Below are 18,972 nucleotides of genomic sequence, written 5' to 3'. Positions count from 1 at the left end.
TTAGGTGAATTAAAAACGAAAAACAGGAAATCAAGGATAGGGTCCTGTCCCTATCGCTAAAAAATGGAGAAAGTGAAATCATAGAAAAGGATCGGTTAAAGCTTCTTGTTACGTATTGTGACGACAGGGCCAAGAAAGACAGGTACAACAGGAAAAAGGCATAAAGCGATTAGAAAAAAACTTAAAAACGGGCAAACTGATCAAGTCGGGCATAAACAACAGAGGGTACAATAAGTTTTTAGAAATGGATGCGAGGTTCAAGTAAAAATAAACCCGGTAAAAATAAAAGAGGATGAAAAATGGGATGGGTCAAAAGGTTCATCGAGTCCAAACACCATAAAAATGTATCTACAAATTCCAATTCTTTATCCCTGTCAAAAGGCAACATAGCCTGCCCACCGTGCGATGCAATTATCTTTTTGCCCTCGGCAACCAAAAAATCAATCTCGGCAGGGTCAGATGAACTGCCAATGCTTTGGAACAAAACATACTTTCCGGAAGATTTATCTACGATTTGAACACTCGTAGAGCCACTTTTATTCTTTTTAAGGCATACAAACATTACAACAAAAATAAAAAATCGGCCCAAAAATACAACGGGACACCCAAAACCGCAAACAAGACTTCAGTGTTTTCAAGGGCTTCAGGGGACAGCTATGAGTAACCACACAAAACAGGAAGATATAAAACAGACGTTAAATATATAACTCAAAATTTCTTTATTAATACTTTTATTTAATTATCCTTTTCTCTATTTATAATATTCCCTTTCAATGAACTACACTAGATATCTTTCCTATAATATTTTCTATTGGGATAAACCCATACATCCTAGAATCATAGGACTGTTTTCTATTATCCCCCATCATAAAGTAATAATCATTTTTAAAGATGTAATTTGAAACCTCTTCATTATTTAAATAAAACTTACCATTATTCTTTTTAAAATTAATTTTCTCATAAAGATTCAAAATATTTTCATAAATCGAATAATTAAAATTATTTAGTTCAATCTCCATATTTTTTTGGGGTATTTTAAAAGGCCCCATATTATCTAAGCTGAAATTTGGAGCATATTTTTTTCCTAATAACCAATCAGTTCTATTCTTATTTTCAATTTCTATTTTTATAGAATCGACTGAATTAAATTTTTTTATTATTGATATGTCAATGTAAGAACTGTTTAAAACAAACTTTCTATCAGAAGGTAATATATTCAATAGTTCAGCTCTCAAACTTAATGAGTCTAACTGATGTAAAAAAAAATCTTTATTATTAACCCAAACAAGCCAATTGTTTTTCACTTCTTTAGGATTATTATACTGAATATTATTTGTATAAATCTCCCCATTTATAATCTCGATTTTATCCCCTGCAAGTCCCACACATCTTTTTACTAATGTTTCTTTAAATACAAAATCGTTTTTCTTCCATGAAAGAGTATTAAATACAACTATATCACCTTGTTTAATATTGGTAGTACCATGAAAGCGTATATTATTGCAATTAATGTTAGACATATCTTTGCTTTTTACCTCTTTAGGTGGAAACCACATATTTATCCATGGTATTTCTGATATTGAAGAAGGTAATCTTGGACCATAAGCTAACTTGTTTAATATTATAACATCTCCTTTTGATAAAGTATCTTTCATGGAGTCACTTGGGATTTTGTATAAATCTAACAGGAAAATTCTGAAGGTAATAGTAGAAGTGAAAATGGCAAATACAATCAAGATAAAACGAAATACTCTTTTAATAACTTCATTAGTAATAGAATTAATAATTCTAAAAAGTGAATAAAAAATTCCTACAAAAAATAAAACCAAAAGAAGTAACCAATATAATTTTAAAGTTACTACAAATATTACAACCCCAATAATCAAAATAAGCAAACCGCATTTTATATTATTTTTTTTCACTTCTCTATCTCAAATTGTTTAAATCTAATTTCTTATCCATTACTATACTCAATTTTTGATTAGTCTTTAAATCTATTAAAGTCAATTTTTGTAATGTATAATAATTATTCCAGTAATCATTTAGGCTATTTAAATAGTCATTTATAGCTCTGTCTTTTGCTGTTCTTGAGGCATTTAATTTAACAATATCAATATTTCCGTACTTAAATCGCTCTAATACTAGCTCATGAGCTTTTATTGCAATATCTTTTGACCTTAATGCCTTTTCTACTAATTCACTTTGTAAATTAAATTCTGCTATTTGGGTCATTATTTTTTGTTTAAAATCCTGAATGGCCTGTTTATTTTCAGCAATTACAATTTTATTCCTATTGGCAACCACTTGAGTTCTTCTGTTTGCAGTACCCCAATCTATGATAGGAATTGTCACCCTTAAACTAAATTGTTTTTGAGTTAAAGGGTTTAGATATGAGTCACTATAATTTTCAGCATTTTTATTCAACCCTATGATTCCTGAGAATGTAGGATTAAATCTCCCTTGCCTTTTAATTCTATCAAATTCTTTTAAAGAATTAAGCTCTTTGAGTTTCATATCCAACATTTCTGAATTATTCTCTTGGGCTTGTTTAAGTGCTAAGGAAAAATCCATTTCGGTTTTTAATATCATTTCAGGTATTACTAATTTATAATCTAGATGCACTTCATTACCTAAAAAAGTATTAAAAGAAAATTGACTGTCCTTTAAGGAATTTATTGCTCTTTTTTGAGCTACTTCAGCATTTAATAAATTAAGTTCTAAATTCAATAATTCTTCTTGATTTATTGTAGCTATTTTAAAGCGTTCTTTTCCAATCTCATACAATTGGTACGCATTTTCATAATTATTATCACTTATTTCATAGTTTAATTGAGCTGATGCTAAATCAAAAAAGAAATTAACCGCTTTGATGTGTATTGATTCCCTAGCTTCAATAAATTCTATTTTTGCTTTTTCATAAACCAAAGGAGCCGTCTTTTTATTCCACTTTAAAGAATTATAGCTAAATAGAGATTGATTAAAACCCAATTGAATAATATTGTTGTTATATGCAATATTTGATATTGCTCCAGAATTCTGTAAACGGTTAATATTGGATCTTAAAAAAACATTTCCACCTGTAGCCGTAATATTTTGGGAAACGGACAATCCTAAATAAGAGTTTAATGTCTCCACAGTACGAAAAACATCTCGGTTAAGATTAGCATCATATCTTTCGACAATAGAACTATTATAAACCAAAGGATTTAAGTCCATATTAAGAATTGGTAAGTTTTCAACTTGAAAGTTTTTAAATTCCAAAATACTCGATTGATATAGATGTTTAGCTTTAAAAGCATCTAGTGAGTTCTTCTCAGACATAGTAATGACATTATTTAAGTCTATCTCGAATTGATCCTTAATTTGACCAAACACCATATAAGAAGTCCCAAAAAGAACTAAAAAAATAAGGGTTTTTAAATTTTTCATAAATTTAACTAGGATTTACATTTTGAATTGGTTCTTTTTTAGAATAGAGATAATAATAACAAAGGGGAATAAAATATAAGCTCACCAAAGTTCCTAAAACCATACCACCTATTACCGTTAAAGCAAATGGTTTTTGTAATTCGCTTCCCAAATCTGAATAAAACAAGAAAGGCACCAACGCAAGTATTGTAGTTAAACTTGTCATTAGTATTGGTTTCAATCTTTGTTTCCCCGCAAGTTTTATAGCATCTATAAGATTATAACCATTTTTCCGTAACTGATTTATTGTCGCTATTTTCAAAATAGAATCATTAATAATTATACCACTCATAACCACAATTCCAATCATAGACATCAAGTTTAACGATTCTCCAAAAACATAAAGTAATATTAAAGCACCTGCAATATCAATTGGTATTTCAAGTAAAACTATAATGGGTTGTGTTAATGATTCAAATTGTGCTGCCAAAATAAAGTATAATAGTAAAATTGAAATGAATAGAACAAATACCAATTCTTTAATTAGCTTACCTCCAGAAAATATGTTACCATCAAATACTACATCTAAGTTTGGTTCTTCATGAACAATTTTTTCTAATTCATTTAGAATATGTTCATTACTAATATTTTTGTCTATACCTAAGTCAATTTCTAACGGGACAAATTGACCATTTTTTCCAGAAAACAATGTTTTATAACCTTGTTCGTTATTTATTGATACTAATGCTTTTACTGGAATATCAAATCCGTTTTTATTTTGAATGGTTAATTCATTTAAAATATCATCTACAGTATTAAACCTATCACTAATTACTATGGGTATATATCGTTGGCTTGATTCTAACAAATCAACTTGCAACACATTAAACTGTGATTTTAATGTGCTAAAAATAGCAGACCTTGTAACATCATACAATAACAATTTTTCAGAATCAAGGCTTATCACAATATGACTTTGCGTTACTATTTTATTGCTGTTTAAATTCAAGGAACTAGAAATAATATTACGTTGAACTTTTTCTATTTTTTTAATTTTGGGAATCTTCTCATCTGTTTTAGAAGTTATTTTAGCAATAATATCAGGTTGATCATCGGAAAAAAGACGATCAAATAGTGTCTTGTAATTGGTTAAAGAAAAACGTGCGTTATTAAAACGCTCCTTAAAAAACAACATGCTTCTTTTTTTTAATATACTAAGATCATTTGATTCATGAACTTTTACGTAAATCCTAGACTCAGAGTGACCCAATCTTTTTTCTCGACTTAATAAAAACTGCTGTTCTCCTATATAAGTATTCGTAGTTTCTACTTGGTCATTAATATATTTCAAAAATTCAAGTACTCTTTTTTTGTTCTCTTTTATAGTAACACTTTCATTCCAATCGATATTGACTATAATTTCCTTTTGCTCAACTTGAGGTAATTTTTCTTTTGTTATTAAGAAAAAAAACAAATAAGAAATTAATATCATGCTAAAAAAAAGAGGGAAAGCATACTTTCTATGTTTAAACACAAAAACGAACCCTTTCTCATAGGTGTTTTCTGTATTTAAAACTTTGATAGGTTTTATCAAACGGGATAGCTTCCCTATTCTATTTTCATTTTTCTTATGAAAAAGTTTATAAAGAACAGGCAATAATGTTATTGCTACTAATAATGAAACCGTAAGACCTATAGTCACAGCAATAGCTTGGTCATAAAATAAAGCACCTGATATTCCACTTAAAAATAGCAATGGAATAAAAACAGCGCACGTGGTAAGTACCGATGATATTAGAGGCCTTATAACCTCATTTGTTCCTTTTATACATGCATTTGCTATGGTTTCTTTTCTATCAACGTATTGAATAATATTATCAATAACAATAATTGAATTGTCTATCATCATACCAATACCCAATATCAAACCCGATAAAGAAATTATATTAATAGATAATCCAACAAGCTTAAAGAATAATAAACTTATAATTAGAGATGTAGGAATGCTAAATCCAATAAGAAAAGGTGATATAATATCTTTTAAGAAAAAAAACATTATTATGAATGCTAGAAAAGCCCCTAAAACTAAACTTTGTTTTAAGTTTGATATTGTATAGTCTAGTATACTGGTTTGGTCTTGTGAAAGTGTTAATTCTATCTCTGGATATTTATTCTTAAAAGACTCAATTAATTTGTTTACCTCAAACTTAAGATCTTCAATACGAGCTTCACTTTGCTTTATTACTGCTAAATTTATAGCTTCCTTGGCATTGCTCAAATATTTCCCTTTTACTTGTCGCGGTCTTAAGCCTATTTCCGCAATATCTTTTAATTGAAATATTTTTTCATTGGATTTCATATAAATATTTTGAACATCCTCAACTGATTTCAACGATGAAGAAAAACGAATATTATAACGATAATTCCCTTCCTGAACCATAATATTGCCATAAGAGACGTTATTACTTTTTAATACTTCTTGAATTTGCTCCTGTGAAATACCTAAACTTTTTATTAAGTCTGAGTCTGGTAATATGTATAATTCTGAATATATCAGTCCAGTAACATCAACCAATGCTACTTCTGGCAACTGCTCTATGCGCCTTTTTAAAACAGCTTCACACAATTCGCCAACTTCTATAAACTTATTAGCATCTCCATTTTCTTTTAGACTAACGTTTATATTAAATACAGGGATATCTGATGCGCTAGCTTTAATAACTCTCGGACGCTCTACCTCTTTGGGTAAATCTCTCATTGCAACATCTATTTTTTCGTTTGCATCTATAAACGAAATGGTATTATCTGTACCATATTTAAATTTTAAATGGATAGTACTACTTCCATCTCTAGTCTCACTATATATATCTTCTAAATTCGAAATTTGCATGAGCTGTCGACGCAACGGTGTAATAATAGTATTCTCCATTTCACGAACAGATGTGTTGGCATGACTTACTTGAACAGTAATTTCAGGAATATCAATATCTGGCATCAACGAAACAGGCAATTTATATGATGCTATAAGACCAAGAACCACGATTGCTATAAAGCTCATGATAACTGCTATTGGTCTCTCAATTAAAAACTTTACCATTCTATGCTAAGAAATTTCAGGATTAAGGGTTGTGTTTTGGATTGATTCATTGATAGAATTCAAGTTAATATCTTTCTTTTTAGATTGCATTCTCCAAAACATAAATATGGGCAAATAAACGATTAACATGGGAATTGAAAATATCAATCCTCCTATAGTACCTGCTGATAATGCAAACCAAAAAGGTTCTTCATGTGATGAAAACAAAAACGGGATTAAACCTAATATGGTGGAAAGTATGGTTAACGAAATAGGACTAATTTTAGTATTATATGCTTTTATATAATTTTCAATTTTTTGTGTTTTATTTTTCCTTTTATTCAAATTGTTATAGTCATTTATAATATAGAGGGATGCATTTACCACTAAGCCACATAATAATAGTAATGAAGCATAACCCCCTTGGTCAAAACGCAATTCAAAAATTGAAAACGTTAAAAACACACCTATAAAAGATAAGGGAATCATTAAAATAACAACCAAGGGTTGCCATAAAGATTCAAGAACAATAGCGCATACAAAATAGATAATTAAAATAACAAGAAATACTAACTCATACTGAGATTTCGTTTTTGGATTCCAAGGCCTTATGTTTTTTTCTGCAGCGTTAAAACCCATTGGTAAGTTTGAATTAAGAGTATCTATAGTTCTTGTTAATATGCTTTCTCCTAACATATAACTACCAATAAAATCATATTCTATGGCAACCTTAAACTCTTGATTAAATTTTTCGACGGCACCTTTAGACGGCTCTTTTCTAAGTCTTCCCAATTCTTTTAATTTGGAAGATTTGGTTAATTCATTATTCACACCCCATATATCTATTTCTATAGATTGTGATGATTTTAGCTTTACAGGAGTATACTCATTATTGTAGAGAATAGAAGTGATATTTTTATCATCAAAGGTTAGTTTACTTAAATTATTAATAGTTTGATGTATGGATGTATTTTGTTTTACTAAGAGTTCATTATTTAAATCCATAACGTACTCATTTCTAACCTTATCACGATACCGTTTACGTCCTGTATTGATAACCACTGTTTGGATTCTTGGATTTACCAACAAATTTTCTTTAGCTTCTTCTGCATACCTTAATATAGTTTCATAATTATATCCTGTAATTTCAAGTATACTGCTACGCATAGCATCATTTGTTTTGTTGCTAAACCCAACCCCAACTCCACTTATAGACATATCACAACCTCCTATATTAGACGAAAAAGCAACCAAGTCATCTTTTAAAAATTCAGGAAAACCTGAATGGTCATAATCAGGCTTAAATAAAATTTCAATTCTTGCATTTTCAATATCATATATATAGGTAAAGTAATTCTCTATTTCATTAAATTGAGACAAATAGTTTTCTATTTTTTTTGCAACTGTATTTGTTTGTGCTATGACGGCCCCATCTGGCATATAAATTCTTACATAAAGACATGATCTTCCTTTATCTTCATCATTAGTTTGTGAAAAATTAACTTCTGTAAACAAACGCATGGTTCCCCCTAATGTTTTATTTATATATGGACGCATGGTTTCATAAGTATCACTTCCAAAAAGGTTATTATACCAACCAATGTAACTTGCATCCCCTTCAATAGAATGAGGTAACCAGAATACGGGTATTCCAAATGCTAGAATAGCTAAGAAAACAAATGCTTTTTTGAAACGTAACCCAAAGAGAATACTAGTTCTATAAACCCTAGAAATCTTACTAACTCTACGTTTTCTCTTAAATAAGAGTCGAAGCTCAATTCTTCCTAGTGGAAATTTATCTAAAAGTGCAGGTATAAAGAAGAAGGCTACAAGTAATGACGCAAACAAATTTATAACAATTACAATGGCAAAATCAACTAGATGGATTTTTAACTTATCATCTAAAAAGAAGATGACAGATAAAGCTCCTATAGTTGTCAATGTAGCTGCTAAAATGGCTAGAAATACTTTTTTATTTTTCTTATACCGTAAGTGATCAAGCATTAAAATACTATTGTCAACTAAAATCCCAAAAGATACTGTTATTCCTGCTAGCGCATAAACACTAATTTCTACATGAAATAAAAAATATAGAATAAAGGCGATACACAAATCAGCAATTAAACTGGCTACAATTATAAATAAATAGCGCCATTTTCGACTAATAATTAACACTAATGCAAGCACCAACCCGATAGATAAAACAATTCTTATGCTAATGGTTTTAATTTCCTTTACTAAATCTTCAGTATTATCTCTAACAAGCATTAAAGAAAATCCTTTAGGAAGCTTCTGTTCTAAAAGCTTAACTTTATCTTGAATAGATTTAACCAATTTTATTTGGTTAACATTTGGTTCTGCATATACAACCATATTGGTTGTGTTAAGCCCGTTAATTCGAGAATAACTCCTACTTTCCTGTTCCTTGTAACTAGCCGTTGTAATATCTCCCAAATAAACAATTCTTTCATTTACTTTTTTTACTGGAATGTTATGCCATTCTAAAGTGTCCTTTTTGTAACCTTTTAGTGTTAAATAAGTTTCATTCGTAACTCCTTTTTTGTCTATAGACAAGCCATATCCTAATTCTTTCTTAACTAAATAACTCCTAATGGCACTCTGTATATCATTTATTGTGATGTTGTTGTTTTCAAGCTTATTTTTATTATACAATAATTCCCATTCATAAGGTGTTCCTCCATATAAAGCAACACTCTCCACTCCCTCTAATGTTGATAATTGAGATTGAAAAAAATCTTCGCCAAACTTCTGTATGTAATACCCACTTCCATTACCTAAAATGGTATAATATAGTATGGGACTTTTTTGAGTATTACTGCCTCTAAAACCACGTTCTGTAACGATAGGCAAAGAAACATTTTCGGGTAAAGTTTTGTGTGATGAACGAATTAATGCATTCAACTCAAACTTAACTAATTTGGTATTTGTATTTTCATCAAGCTTTAAATAAATAACACCTTGACCTTTTGATGATTTAGAAGTAATAGTTTGGACACCTTTTAATGTTGAAGCTAGCCCTTCTATCTTTGACGTTACCTCCTTTTCTATCACCTCTGCCAAGGCGCCATCCCATTCATAAGATATGGTTAATGCATTTGTATTTTCAGATGGCATTAACTGAAAAGAAAGGAAAGGCACGAGACTAATACCTACTATAATAAGTAATACAAATACAATGTTTATAGAAAATGTATTTTTCATGAATACATTTATTCTATAACTTGTACTTTGGTTTGGTGGGCCAAATTTGAATTGCCAGATGTAATAACCATATCACCTGCTTTAATGCCTTCGTTTATTACGATATGGCTACTATTTTCTTGACCTATTTCTACGTAAACCCAATGTGCTTCATTATTTTTTACAACAAATACCACGTGCTTATCTTGGCGCAATAATACTGCCGATTTTGGCAACACTATTTTGTTGGGAATAACATTCTTTATTTTTATCTTAATATTCATGCCTTCAAAAAAAGAAGCTTTGGTATTATCTACCAATGCTTTTATCTTTACCATACCATCACTGTCAATGACAGGGTTTATTTCAATAATTTTGCCCGAATGCGATTGGTCTGGTTCTGAAAATTGGAATACTTCAATAACTTGCCCACGTTTTATTTTTGAAATTTCAGATTCTAGTACAGGAAATACAACTTCCATTTGGTTATCATCAATAAGAGTACAGAGTGTGTTTTTGTAATTGGACGTCAAATTATGTTCGGTAGCTATTAAATTAGCTATAACACCAGAAAATGGTGCTTGTATTTTTGTTTTGCTATAATCATAATTAGCTTCTTTTAAGTCTGCAACAGCTTTACTATAATTGCTTTGTATTTTTACATTGTTTAAAATTTTTTCTGGCACATTTGAAGTATCCTTTATTTTATACCCAAATCCTAATAAAATATCCTGTAGTTCAATAATCGATTTATTTAAACTTATTTTGGAATTTTCTAATTTTCTTAATGCGTTTATTTTATCTAATTCTGCTAGTAATTGTCCCTTCTTTACACGATCGCCATTTTTCACATAAACTTTTGTAAGGCGTTCTGTTACTTCAAATGGTATTTCAGCTTTATTTCTAGCTTGCAATTTCCCGTTACTTAATATTTCTAAATTAAAATCGGTGATTTTTACATCTATTACCTTAACCTCTATGGGGGCATCAGTAAAAGTATTTTTTAATGCTTCGTTAGAATCTGAAACAATGGGTTTATTGTCTTTACAAGCAAAAACCAAGCTTAAAACTAAAAACAGGATGCTTTTTTTCATTTATATTTTTATTGTTAAAAAACTAAATCCTTTTATAGGAAATGGAATCGCCGACTTTAATATTATGCATATAACAAAAACCTGCATTAACTTCCAAGACATACATGGTTTTTTCATATGATGGCAACCCTTTTTCTAAAAGGGGTTTTGTGTTTTTTTGAATTGACACAATATGAAATGTATCATCCACATAGATTATATCCAACGGTATATAAGTGTTTTTCATCCAAAAAAACGTTTTTAAATATCTGCTTAAATAAAAAAACATCCCATCATATTTATCCATTTTATGCCTATACATGAGTCCCAAACTTATTTCAGTTTTTGTTTCTGAAAGTTCTATGATAATCCTCTTTATTTTATGTAGATGACCTTTTGTATAAAAATCTAAACTTCCTTCTTTTTTAAAAGGAATATCGTAAGGAAATAAAACCTCTTGTTTATTTTTATAAAAAAAATAAAATGTCCCTGTTATAATTACCCCAAGTAGTAATACAAAAAACAGTAATGTTATTACTTTTCTCATTCTTGTATTTTAAATAATTTAACAAAAGCAATCAAAAATGAAACTATATATCAATAATTTAATCTTAGAATACAAAAAATAAGTTCATCATTATTAGTTGTCATAAGACATTTTTTGGAATATATTTTTTCAACTTTTTATTCTATTAAATATTAGAATAGGATTATCTCCTTCTTTTGTATTTTTAATAATATCTTGAACTGTAGTGTTAATGAATTTTTCAGAATTAAAATATTCACTGTTTAGGTACATCCTGGGAAAAGCGTAATTTACCAAGTAGTTTTTATAAACACATGCCTTGACACCAAGAAAACCAAAATTTGGAGCATTATAATTTTTTTCAATTAAATTGAGTCTATTAGTTTTCAAATTATATATATGGTCCTCATAACCACCTTCTCTTTTAACACGAAATATGAATTTATTTTCTATCAAAAAAAATCCTGAATTATTTTCGAAAAATTCATATACATTCTCCTCTATCTTTTCACGAAAATCATAGAAATTTATATTGTAGTCTGTTTTATCAGGTATTTCCTTTCCTTTAAATTCAAAGGTTAAAAAAGGCTCAATGTTTCCTTTTTTTACTTGATAAATAGTGTTTGTAAAAGGTTGATTATATAATATAATGGAATCGTTCCTGAATAAATTATATCTAGACCTATACCCTAAACTATTTTGTTCTTTAGATGTCTCTAAAAACTGAGAAGTTATATTACCTTCTTCATCTGATTTGGTAATAGAATACTGCTTAGAATTCAGACCATCAACATTCCGCTGGTTTTCTATATGAGTGTCAAATATGTACTCTTGGGAATCTTCATTACTAATAATAAAATTAAAAGCTTTAATATTAATATTTTTTGAAGCTTTAAATTTTCCATCTAGACCATAGCTCAATAATTTTTTATTAGGTCTATCATAAATGACTATTTCATTTTTTTTATGGTTAATACTAAATGACAATGGTAATATGTATTCTCCAGGTCCCTTACCTATATTTCCGAACTTTTTGATAAAATTACCATTAAAATCAAACTCAAATAATGACTTAGTAACTCCATCTAAAATAAAAACATGATTATTATAAACCTGAATTTTGCTAGGTCTACCAATTAAACATTCCTTACTTGTCTCTAGTTTTACTATAAATGTTGTATCGACTATATCTAAAAACTCTATAGCTCCTTTTTCAATGGTTTTAGAATCTGGAAAAATAACTTTCCTCTCTTTAATTGTATCAATATTATTAATTGATTTATTCTTATTGCAAGATAAAAAAAGCAATAAAAAAACTACAATAGCATATATATATTTCATTTTAACTAATTTTACAATTACTATATACTTATTAAAGTATATCATTTTTTTTATAAATTTTTGACTTATTAATTTAGTTTCCATATTATTTGTTTTTGAGTAATGGGTTTATGATTTGCCATTTTCATAATTGTATTGTGCCAAATCGTTTTCTTTATTAGCGATCTATTGATTCGATAAGCAAACTCATCAAAATATTTTTGAATATGATCTTTGCTCAAGTGGGTTGGGACTCTTCTTACGCAGGTCTTTACTTCGTGGATGATAATGTAAAGCTTCTTGACGTTTTTCTCTTTATCGCTTTTGATTTGTGTAATATCGTATGATTCTTTTAATGACTCATACCCACGCCATTTATCTGTAAACACTTTAGCCGAAATATCAATATGCTCCTCAAATATTGGCGTTAAAGATTTGCAAGCATAATCATCAATAGACTTTATATACACCCGCGTTTTACTTGATGTTTGTTTGTCAATTCTACTGCTATCACTGCTTTTTCCTTTTTGCTATCATAACTCCTTCCCTTTTTACCATCTACTGTAAATTCATCTACATAGACTAAATCCTCTAAAGGGTATTTTTTATTGCTTTCCATGGCTTTGCGTACTTTTTGCATAAAAAATCAAGTCGATGTTTGGCTTATTCCGTAACGTTCGGTCAATTGAACACTTGATAAACTTTTGCTTCTGGTTGTTATTTCAAAAACTATACAAAATGCTTTTGAAGCCCAAACTTAACCTTATGAAACAAAGGTGTTAGCTGTAGCACTTTCTACATGATGACAGTTATAACAATGGCATTTGTAATCCTTTTTATATATCCTTTTTTGCCTTGACATTTTGAACATCTAAAACCATCTTGTCATTCGTATTTGGACAAATAGGCTTTACAAGTATCATCATTTGGTAGTTCTTTTACAAAGTTCAGTATATTTTTGCCTTCAAATTGTTCAATATCTTAATCTTTTGAGTATTAAATTCGAATTTAAATTACTAAGTCAATAAATTTTATTGCAAGTGACGCAATAAAGTGCCACCTGCAATAAATTTAATTTAACAGTCTTCTAAAAAACAATATTCTTTTTCTTCACAAAGATTATATATTGGTGGTTCATCCCAACATGTTGTTTCTATAATACAAACCTCGACCTGACAAATATCTTCAGATAGTGCTTGAGCATTTTCTAAAGAGGCTAATGAAAATGAAATGTCTCCATTTTCACTGGATTCTAGGGATGTGTTAAAAAACAATGCGAAGGCTAATAGTGATCCAGCCACAATTCCTAAAATTTTTTTTGTACTTATGATTTTTTTCATTTTAAATATTATTTATTGAGAAATATCATCTCAGATTTTTAAATTTTTTTTTAGGTCATAAAGGAATACTACCTTTGGAGTATTTAAATTTGCATGCTTCATGCAAAGCAAAATCTAATAAACTAGATTTCCTCTTGGTTATGGTTTATTATGTCATAAGCTACATTTTTTAATTAAACATTTGCGTGATTTATTTAAAACCCAGAGGTTTTAAGTTCGTATTTGATAATTATTTTTTCCATTTCTGCTTTTATTTCATCAATAGCTTTTGATGGAATCTTTATTTCTTTTTTTAGAATTTTATTGGCTACATTCAGGGCTTTTTTGCTTTGACCACTTTCTTCATACAATTTTGCCAGCAAATAGTTAGGATAAAAAAGAGAAGGCATCATATAAGCGGATTTTTTGTAAGACAGTTCTGCTTGTCTATAATATCCTAATGATTTATAGCTATTGCCTAAGGCATTTAGCAATTCATTACTATTTGTGTATTTTTTCGCCTTTTCTAGTATTTGTATAGCTTTAACATGATTTTCATTTAAAGAAAGAGTACGACCATATTCTTCTAAAAATTTACCATTATTATTAAAAAGATGTAACACATTCCCGTATTCATCTACACTAATATTAAACAGTTTATTACTAAAAGAGTAACGTGCTTCTTTCCATATTTTAAAGCCTAATGTTAATTGGTCTGTTTTTGAATAGGTTTTATATATTAAAACAATTCCAGCTAGCAAAAAAATTCCCTTAAAAACAATATGGATATTCTTTTGTTTAAATAGAATTATGCTTTTTTTATCCCTATCAAAAGAAGCTATTAATCCGAAAGACACTACTAATATTAATTTTATAGGAAGTATTTGCGTAGGATAAGAAAAGAAAGCAAATACAGCTATAGCTAGAATAGACCCTTTTGCCAAATACCCTAAATAACTGTAATTATACTTTAGTTTTAAACTAAATATTAAATAGATAATAATTACCAAAAAGACAAGCCCTATAATGCCATTTTCAACTATTAATTGTATAAACTCATTAAAAGCATATACAGATTTTCCTGCTAAAGCTATTTCCTCAGGGTTTTTATTTGCTAAAAAATAATCAGCTTGGTAATTCATGTAATGTGCCTTGAAATTGTCAAAACCAACACCAAAAAGCGGATTATCAGCAACTATATTTTTGCTTATTTTCCAGATTAATAAACGTCCGTTAGCAGATTCTTGTTTTAATTGAAATCCACCAAAAAAAACAGCTATAAATAGTATCACTAATGAAAGTAGCAAAAAATGTTTTTTATATCTGGCAGTATTTTTTAAGAGCCTTGAATATCCTCGGTATTTTATCATTAATAAAAAACCTCCTGAAACTATCATCGCTAATATTGCAGATCTTGAACGTGTAGCAGGAATAACTAATGTGGTTGATATAATCCCCAATAATGATATAACCTCAAATAATCGTTTGTTTATTATACCAAAATATGTATTGAATTTATGAGTCATTACTCCTCTGAAAAGATACATGCCTAGTGACAAGCTCCAAATACATGCTAAGAATCCAGCATAAGGACCTGGGTTAAAAAAACTCCCGGTAATATTAAATTTAGAGTGATTTGAGGGAAAAAGACCAAGTAATTGTAAATTTCCATAAATAGCTTGGATAATTCCTGAAATGATAATAGCTAACAAGAATACATAATAATATTTAACAGGAATATTTCTTAAAATAATATAAGCAAAACTAAGACCTATTAATTCAAAATATCTAATAGAAAAGCCAGAGATATCTTGCACTAGATATCTATTTATTAGAATAAAGACAATAAAAAATACTAACGCATAGTCCAGCTTTGATATTTTGAAGGTTAACTTACTAGTAAACAATATGTGAATTAAGGAAAGAGCAGCTAAAACTATTAAGGAGTAAATAAATAAAATAAATTTACTGGTAATCGTTGAGTCAATAAATAGTTTAATATTTATTTGCGGAATTACTAACAATAGCATATTAAAAAACACAACTATTGAGACATTAGCTGTTAAGGTACATTTTGTTGATTTTGTTAGGCTAGCTATCATTTAGAAGTGTCATATAACAAATGTTTTAATAAAGCAGTTGTTGTATGGCTATTTAAGATTTTTATTTCGTCTAAAATAGGGGTAATTTACTTACCACACACAGACAAAAGCACACTATAAGTAAGCTAAAACCGACATTGTATAGTTTTCAAAAATATCCTTTAATTACTATAATACTGCACCAAATAGGTTTAAATAAAGTCTTTTTCTTTTGCAGCAAGTATTAATTCTCTATCACTATCCGTTTTTATATTAAAAACATCTCGAAGTATGCGTCTTCTTTTTTCAATCCCTGATTTTGTTAATGGTATTAACTCGACTAACTCTTTCATCTTGCCCCATTAGAAATTTCTTTTAATAGTTGAATATCTAATTCATCTAGAACCTTATTATCTATCATATGTCTAGATAATAAATCAAGAATCGTTTGACTGTAGTAAACTTCATTTTTAATAACTTTTTTTATTGCGTATATTATATCATTGAAATTTATATCACTTTTAATTAAAAAACCCTCAGGATTAATTGTTTTAAATATATTCTTTATTGAACTCAATTAAAGTTTTTGGTATAGGCGTTTAAGTCGCCCAATGAAATAAATAAAACTACCTGTGTCAAATGAGTGCAGGGGACAAATTTATAGGCGTGAATTCAATTACATTTAGCAAGCGATTTAAGGAAGATTTAAACTATTATGAATATCTTTCATCAATCAAATGGGAAAAAGAATATGTTTGTATAAAATGCAGTTATGACAAATATTACAATGGTAAAAACCTTTTTCAAGAAGATGTTTGAGGTGCAAATACGATGAAAGTCCAACTGCAAATACAATGTTTGAGAAACTAAAGTTTCCGATTTTAATTGCATTTCACATTGTGTTTAAAATAAGTACAAATAAGAAAGGGATTTCTTCAACGGAGTTAAGCAATGAATTTGAACTACAACAAAAACGTGTTGGGCATTTAAACAAAAGGTGCAGCAGGTAATGAAAAGTAGCCTTAAAAGCCCATTATCGGGATTGTTCACGCAGATGAGTTTGTTATAGGTGGGTCAGAAGAAGGTGAAAAAGGAAGGAGTAAAGGTGTTAAAAAGTTAATAGTTCTTGCTCTGGAAATAGTAGAAGATGGAGTTGGTAGAGCATATACTGAGGTTATTGAAAATTCATCAGCAAAGGAATTGGGTTCCTTTTTAATGAAATATGTTTCTAACGATGCTGAATTAATTACTGACAAATGGAAAGGATATGCACCTTTGAAAATGAATTTACTAAACTCAAACAAGTTGCCTCTGATGAAGGAAAGAATTTTAAAGAATTGCATATTCATATAATGAATATCAAAGTTTGGTTAAGAGGAATTATCATCATTGTAGCAAAGAACATATGCAAGATGACCTGAATGAATATCATTTTAGATACAATAGGAGGGCAAATATGGGGACAATCTTCGATGTGTTAATGAAAAAGATGGTATTTTTCGAATAAATATCAATAAAACCAATAGCTAACGTGGGAGGTCTAAACGCCTATACCTATAAAGCTATTAATTCATGATTGCTACAAACAACAGTACTTGTAGTGTTGTTACTTTCGGAAAACCTTCCCAACTAGCGCGATTACCAGCCTAGCATGGATAAATTTCTAAAAAAACCTAAGTTACTTAATTTGTTTTCCTATAGAACCCATTCCGCTAGGCATTAATTCAAAAATAAAATCGGGGTTTAAACCAACTTCTTTACGATGCGAGACGTACAAAATAGCGGTATCGGTTTCTCTTGCTATTTTATTTATAAGTTCGGTAAATAGTTTTGCATCAAAATCGTCGAGTCCATTTGTGGGCTCATCTAAAATAAGTAAAGGTGGGTGTTTTACCATGGCTCTGGCTATTAATACCAAGCGTTGATGTCCTCTTGATAATTCTAAAAAGTTTTGCTTTCTAATAGCATACATCTGCAAAACATGAAGCCATTGTTCTGTAATTTTCATCTGTTCATTAGTAGGTTCTTTATAAAGTCCAACCGAATCGAAAAAACCTGAAACTATCATGTTTGCTATAGAATCCAAACGTTTAAAACCACGCAACATTTCTGATGAAAAATAACCAATCTTTCTTTTTATATCCCAAACACTTTCACCACTCCCCTTTTTCACTCCAAATAAGGTAATATCTTGTCCATAAGCTTTTGGGTTGTCACCAAAAATCATGCTCAACATGGTACTTTTCCCCGAACCATTAGCGCCCATTAATTGCCAAAACTCGCCTTGTTTAATTTCCCAAGAAATATCAGTAATAATAGGGCGTTCATTGTAAGCTACGGACACCTTATTAAACTTCACTAATGGATTGATATGCTCTGAAATAGGACGATATGGTTGTGGTAATGCTTCAACAAAATTTAATGCTTCGGTTGTTTTTGAAGTTTCAACCTGATTAAATTCTACCAAAACACCATCTTGCAACTTATAGGTTTTGTGTATAAAAGAAAGAATGTCTTCTTTTCTATTTGTAATTTGAACAATAGTTGTTTTACGACTTAACTTGGTAAACGTTTCTTTAATTGCAGCTTGCTTTTCTGCATCTAAATTACCAAAAACATTGTCTGCAATAATATAATTGGGGTTTTGCAAAATAATGTAATCCAGCAAGGCTTTTTTGCGTTCGCCTTCAGATGACTGCAATAAACTGTTTTTTGTTTCGGTAACAACATCAAAATGCCCATGGACAATCTCTTCTTCCATAAACTTATTTAAGGTTATTTCGGAAAAAAGTGCGTGTTTTAAACCTTTTAAATCTACAAGAATGTCGCCAGAAATAATGCGCTCTATAAGCTGAAGCTTATCGTCGTTATTGGATATATATATGGCTAGGTGATTTTTCAAATATTTAAATAGTTGTTTTAGAGTTCTAAACTAACAAATATAATTTAATGATAGTTTACAAAAAGA

The 18,972-nt window shown here is 29.3% G+C and carries 13 protein-coding genes and 2 pseudogenes; 1 reads left to right on the top strand and 14 read right to left on the bottom strand.

The window, feature by feature from the left end:
* Positions 1 to 238: 238 nt before the first annotated feature.
* From ACGLWY_RS18115 to ACGLWY_RS18055, 13 genes and pseudogenes are all read right to left on the bottom strand, one after another.
* Complete coding sequence (locus tag ACGLWY_RS18115) at positions 239 to 562, bottom strand: hypothetical protein (RefSeq protein ID WP_396621090.1); 324 nt, start codon at positions 560 to 562, stop codon at positions 239 to 241.
* A 208-nt stretch (positions 563 to 770) separates the two neighbouring features.
* The gene (gene lepB, locus ACGLWY_RS18110) at positions 771 to 1,922 is read right to left on the bottom strand and encodes a signal peptidase I (protein ID WP_396621089.1); all 1,152 of its coding nucleotides are present in this window, start codon (positions 1,920 to 1,922) and stop codon (positions 771 to 773) included.
* 4 nt (positions 1,923 to 1,926) lie between these two features.
* Positions 1,927 to 3,429 (bottom strand): TolC family protein, encoded by a 1,503-nt coding sequence (locus tag ACGLWY_RS18105; protein ID WP_396621088.1) that lies wholly within the window; start codon positions 3,427 to 3,429, stop codon positions 1,927 to 1,929.
* Positions 3,430 to 3,433: 4 nt separating this feature from the next.
* Positions 3,434 to 6,505, bottom strand: coding sequence for an efflux RND transporter permease subunit (locus ACGLWY_RS18100; protein WP_396621087.1), 3,072 nt, complete (start codon positions 6,503 to 6,505; stop codon positions 3,434 to 3,436).
* A 6-nt stretch (positions 6,506 to 6,511) separates the two neighbouring features.
* Positions 6,512 to 9,706: an efflux RND transporter permease subunit gene (locus ACGLWY_RS18095; protein WP_396621086.1), complete on the bottom strand. Its 3,195-nt coding sequence runs from the start codon at positions 9,704 to 9,706 to the stop codon at positions 6,512 to 6,514.
* A gap of 8 nt (positions 9,707 to 9,714) precedes the next feature.
* Positions 9,715 to 10,779: an efflux RND transporter periplasmic adaptor subunit gene (locus ACGLWY_RS18090; protein WP_396621085.1), complete on the bottom strand. Its 1,065-nt coding sequence runs from the start codon at positions 10,777 to 10,779 to the stop codon at positions 9,715 to 9,717.
* Between the two features lie 22 nt (positions 10,780 to 10,801).
* Entirely contained in the window at positions 10,802 to 11,305 is a 504-nt protein-coding gene (locus ACGLWY_RS18085) for a DUF192 domain-containing protein (RefSeq protein ID WP_396621084.1), read from the bottom strand.
* Positions 11,306 to 11,434: 129 nt separating this feature from the next.
* Positions 11,435 to 12,709 (bottom strand): 6-bladed beta-propeller, encoded by a 1,275-nt coding sequence (locus tag ACGLWY_RS18080; protein WP_396621083.1) that lies wholly within the window; start codon positions 12,707 to 12,709, stop codon positions 11,435 to 11,437.
* A pseudogene (locus ACGLWY_RS18075) lies at positions 12,694 to 13,582 on the bottom strand (IS1595 family transposase). The gene ACGLWY_RS18080 and the pseudogene ACGLWY_RS18075 overlap by 16 nt, the downstream one beginning before the upstream one ends.
* 98 nt (positions 13,583 to 13,680) lie before the next feature.
* Positions 13,681 to 13,944: a hypothetical protein gene (locus ACGLWY_RS18070; protein ID WP_396621082.1), complete on the bottom strand. Its 264-nt coding sequence runs from the start codon at positions 13,942 to 13,944 to the stop codon at positions 13,681 to 13,683.
* A gap of 194 nt (positions 13,945 to 14,138) precedes the next feature.
* On the bottom strand, positions 14,139 to 16,025 hold the full coding sequence (locus ACGLWY_RS18065) for an O-antigen ligase family protein (RefSeq protein ID WP_396621081.1): 1,887 nt from the start codon (positions 16,023 to 16,025) through the stop codon (positions 14,139 to 14,141).
* Positions 16,026 to 16,216: 191 nt separating this feature from the next.
* Positions 16,217 to 16,357 carry a hypothetical protein gene (locus ACGLWY_RS18060; RefSeq protein ID WP_396621080.1) on the bottom strand — a complete coding sequence of 47 codons (141 nt, stop codon included), beginning with the start codon at positions 16,355 to 16,357 and terminating at the stop codon, positions 16,217 to 16,219.
* Positions 16,354 to 16,581, bottom strand: coding sequence for a hypothetical protein (locus tag ACGLWY_RS18055; RefSeq protein WP_396621079.1), 228 nt, complete (start codon positions 16,579 to 16,581; stop codon positions 16,354 to 16,356). Before ACGLWY_RS18055 ends, ACGLWY_RS18060 begins: the two co-directional genes overlap by 4 nt.
* Positions 16,582 to 16,643: 62 nt before the next feature.
* Here ACGLWY_RS18055 and ACGLWY_RS18050 point away from each other — a divergent pair.
* Positions 16,644 to 17,511: pseudogene (locus tag ACGLWY_RS18050) on the top strand (IS1595 family transposase).
* A 171-nt stretch (positions 17,512 to 17,682) separates the two neighbouring features.
* Here the strand turns inward: ACGLWY_RS18050 and ACGLWY_RS18045 are convergent.
* Positions 17,683 to 18,906: an ATP-binding cassette domain-containing protein gene (locus tag ACGLWY_RS18045; RefSeq protein ID WP_396621078.1), complete on the bottom strand. Its 1,224-nt coding sequence runs from the start codon at positions 18,904 to 18,906 to the stop codon at positions 17,683 to 17,685.
* Positions 18,907 to 18,972 lie beyond the last annotated feature (66 nt).

It is taken from the genome of Mariniflexile sp. HMF6888, from assembly GCF_044335535.1.
Classification (GTDB): Bacteria; Bacteroidota; Bacteroidia; order Flavobacteriales; family Flavobacteriaceae; genus Mariniflexile.
Note: the sequence above shows the minus strand (reverse complement) of the source record. Positions and strands in the feature narration are given on the sequence as shown.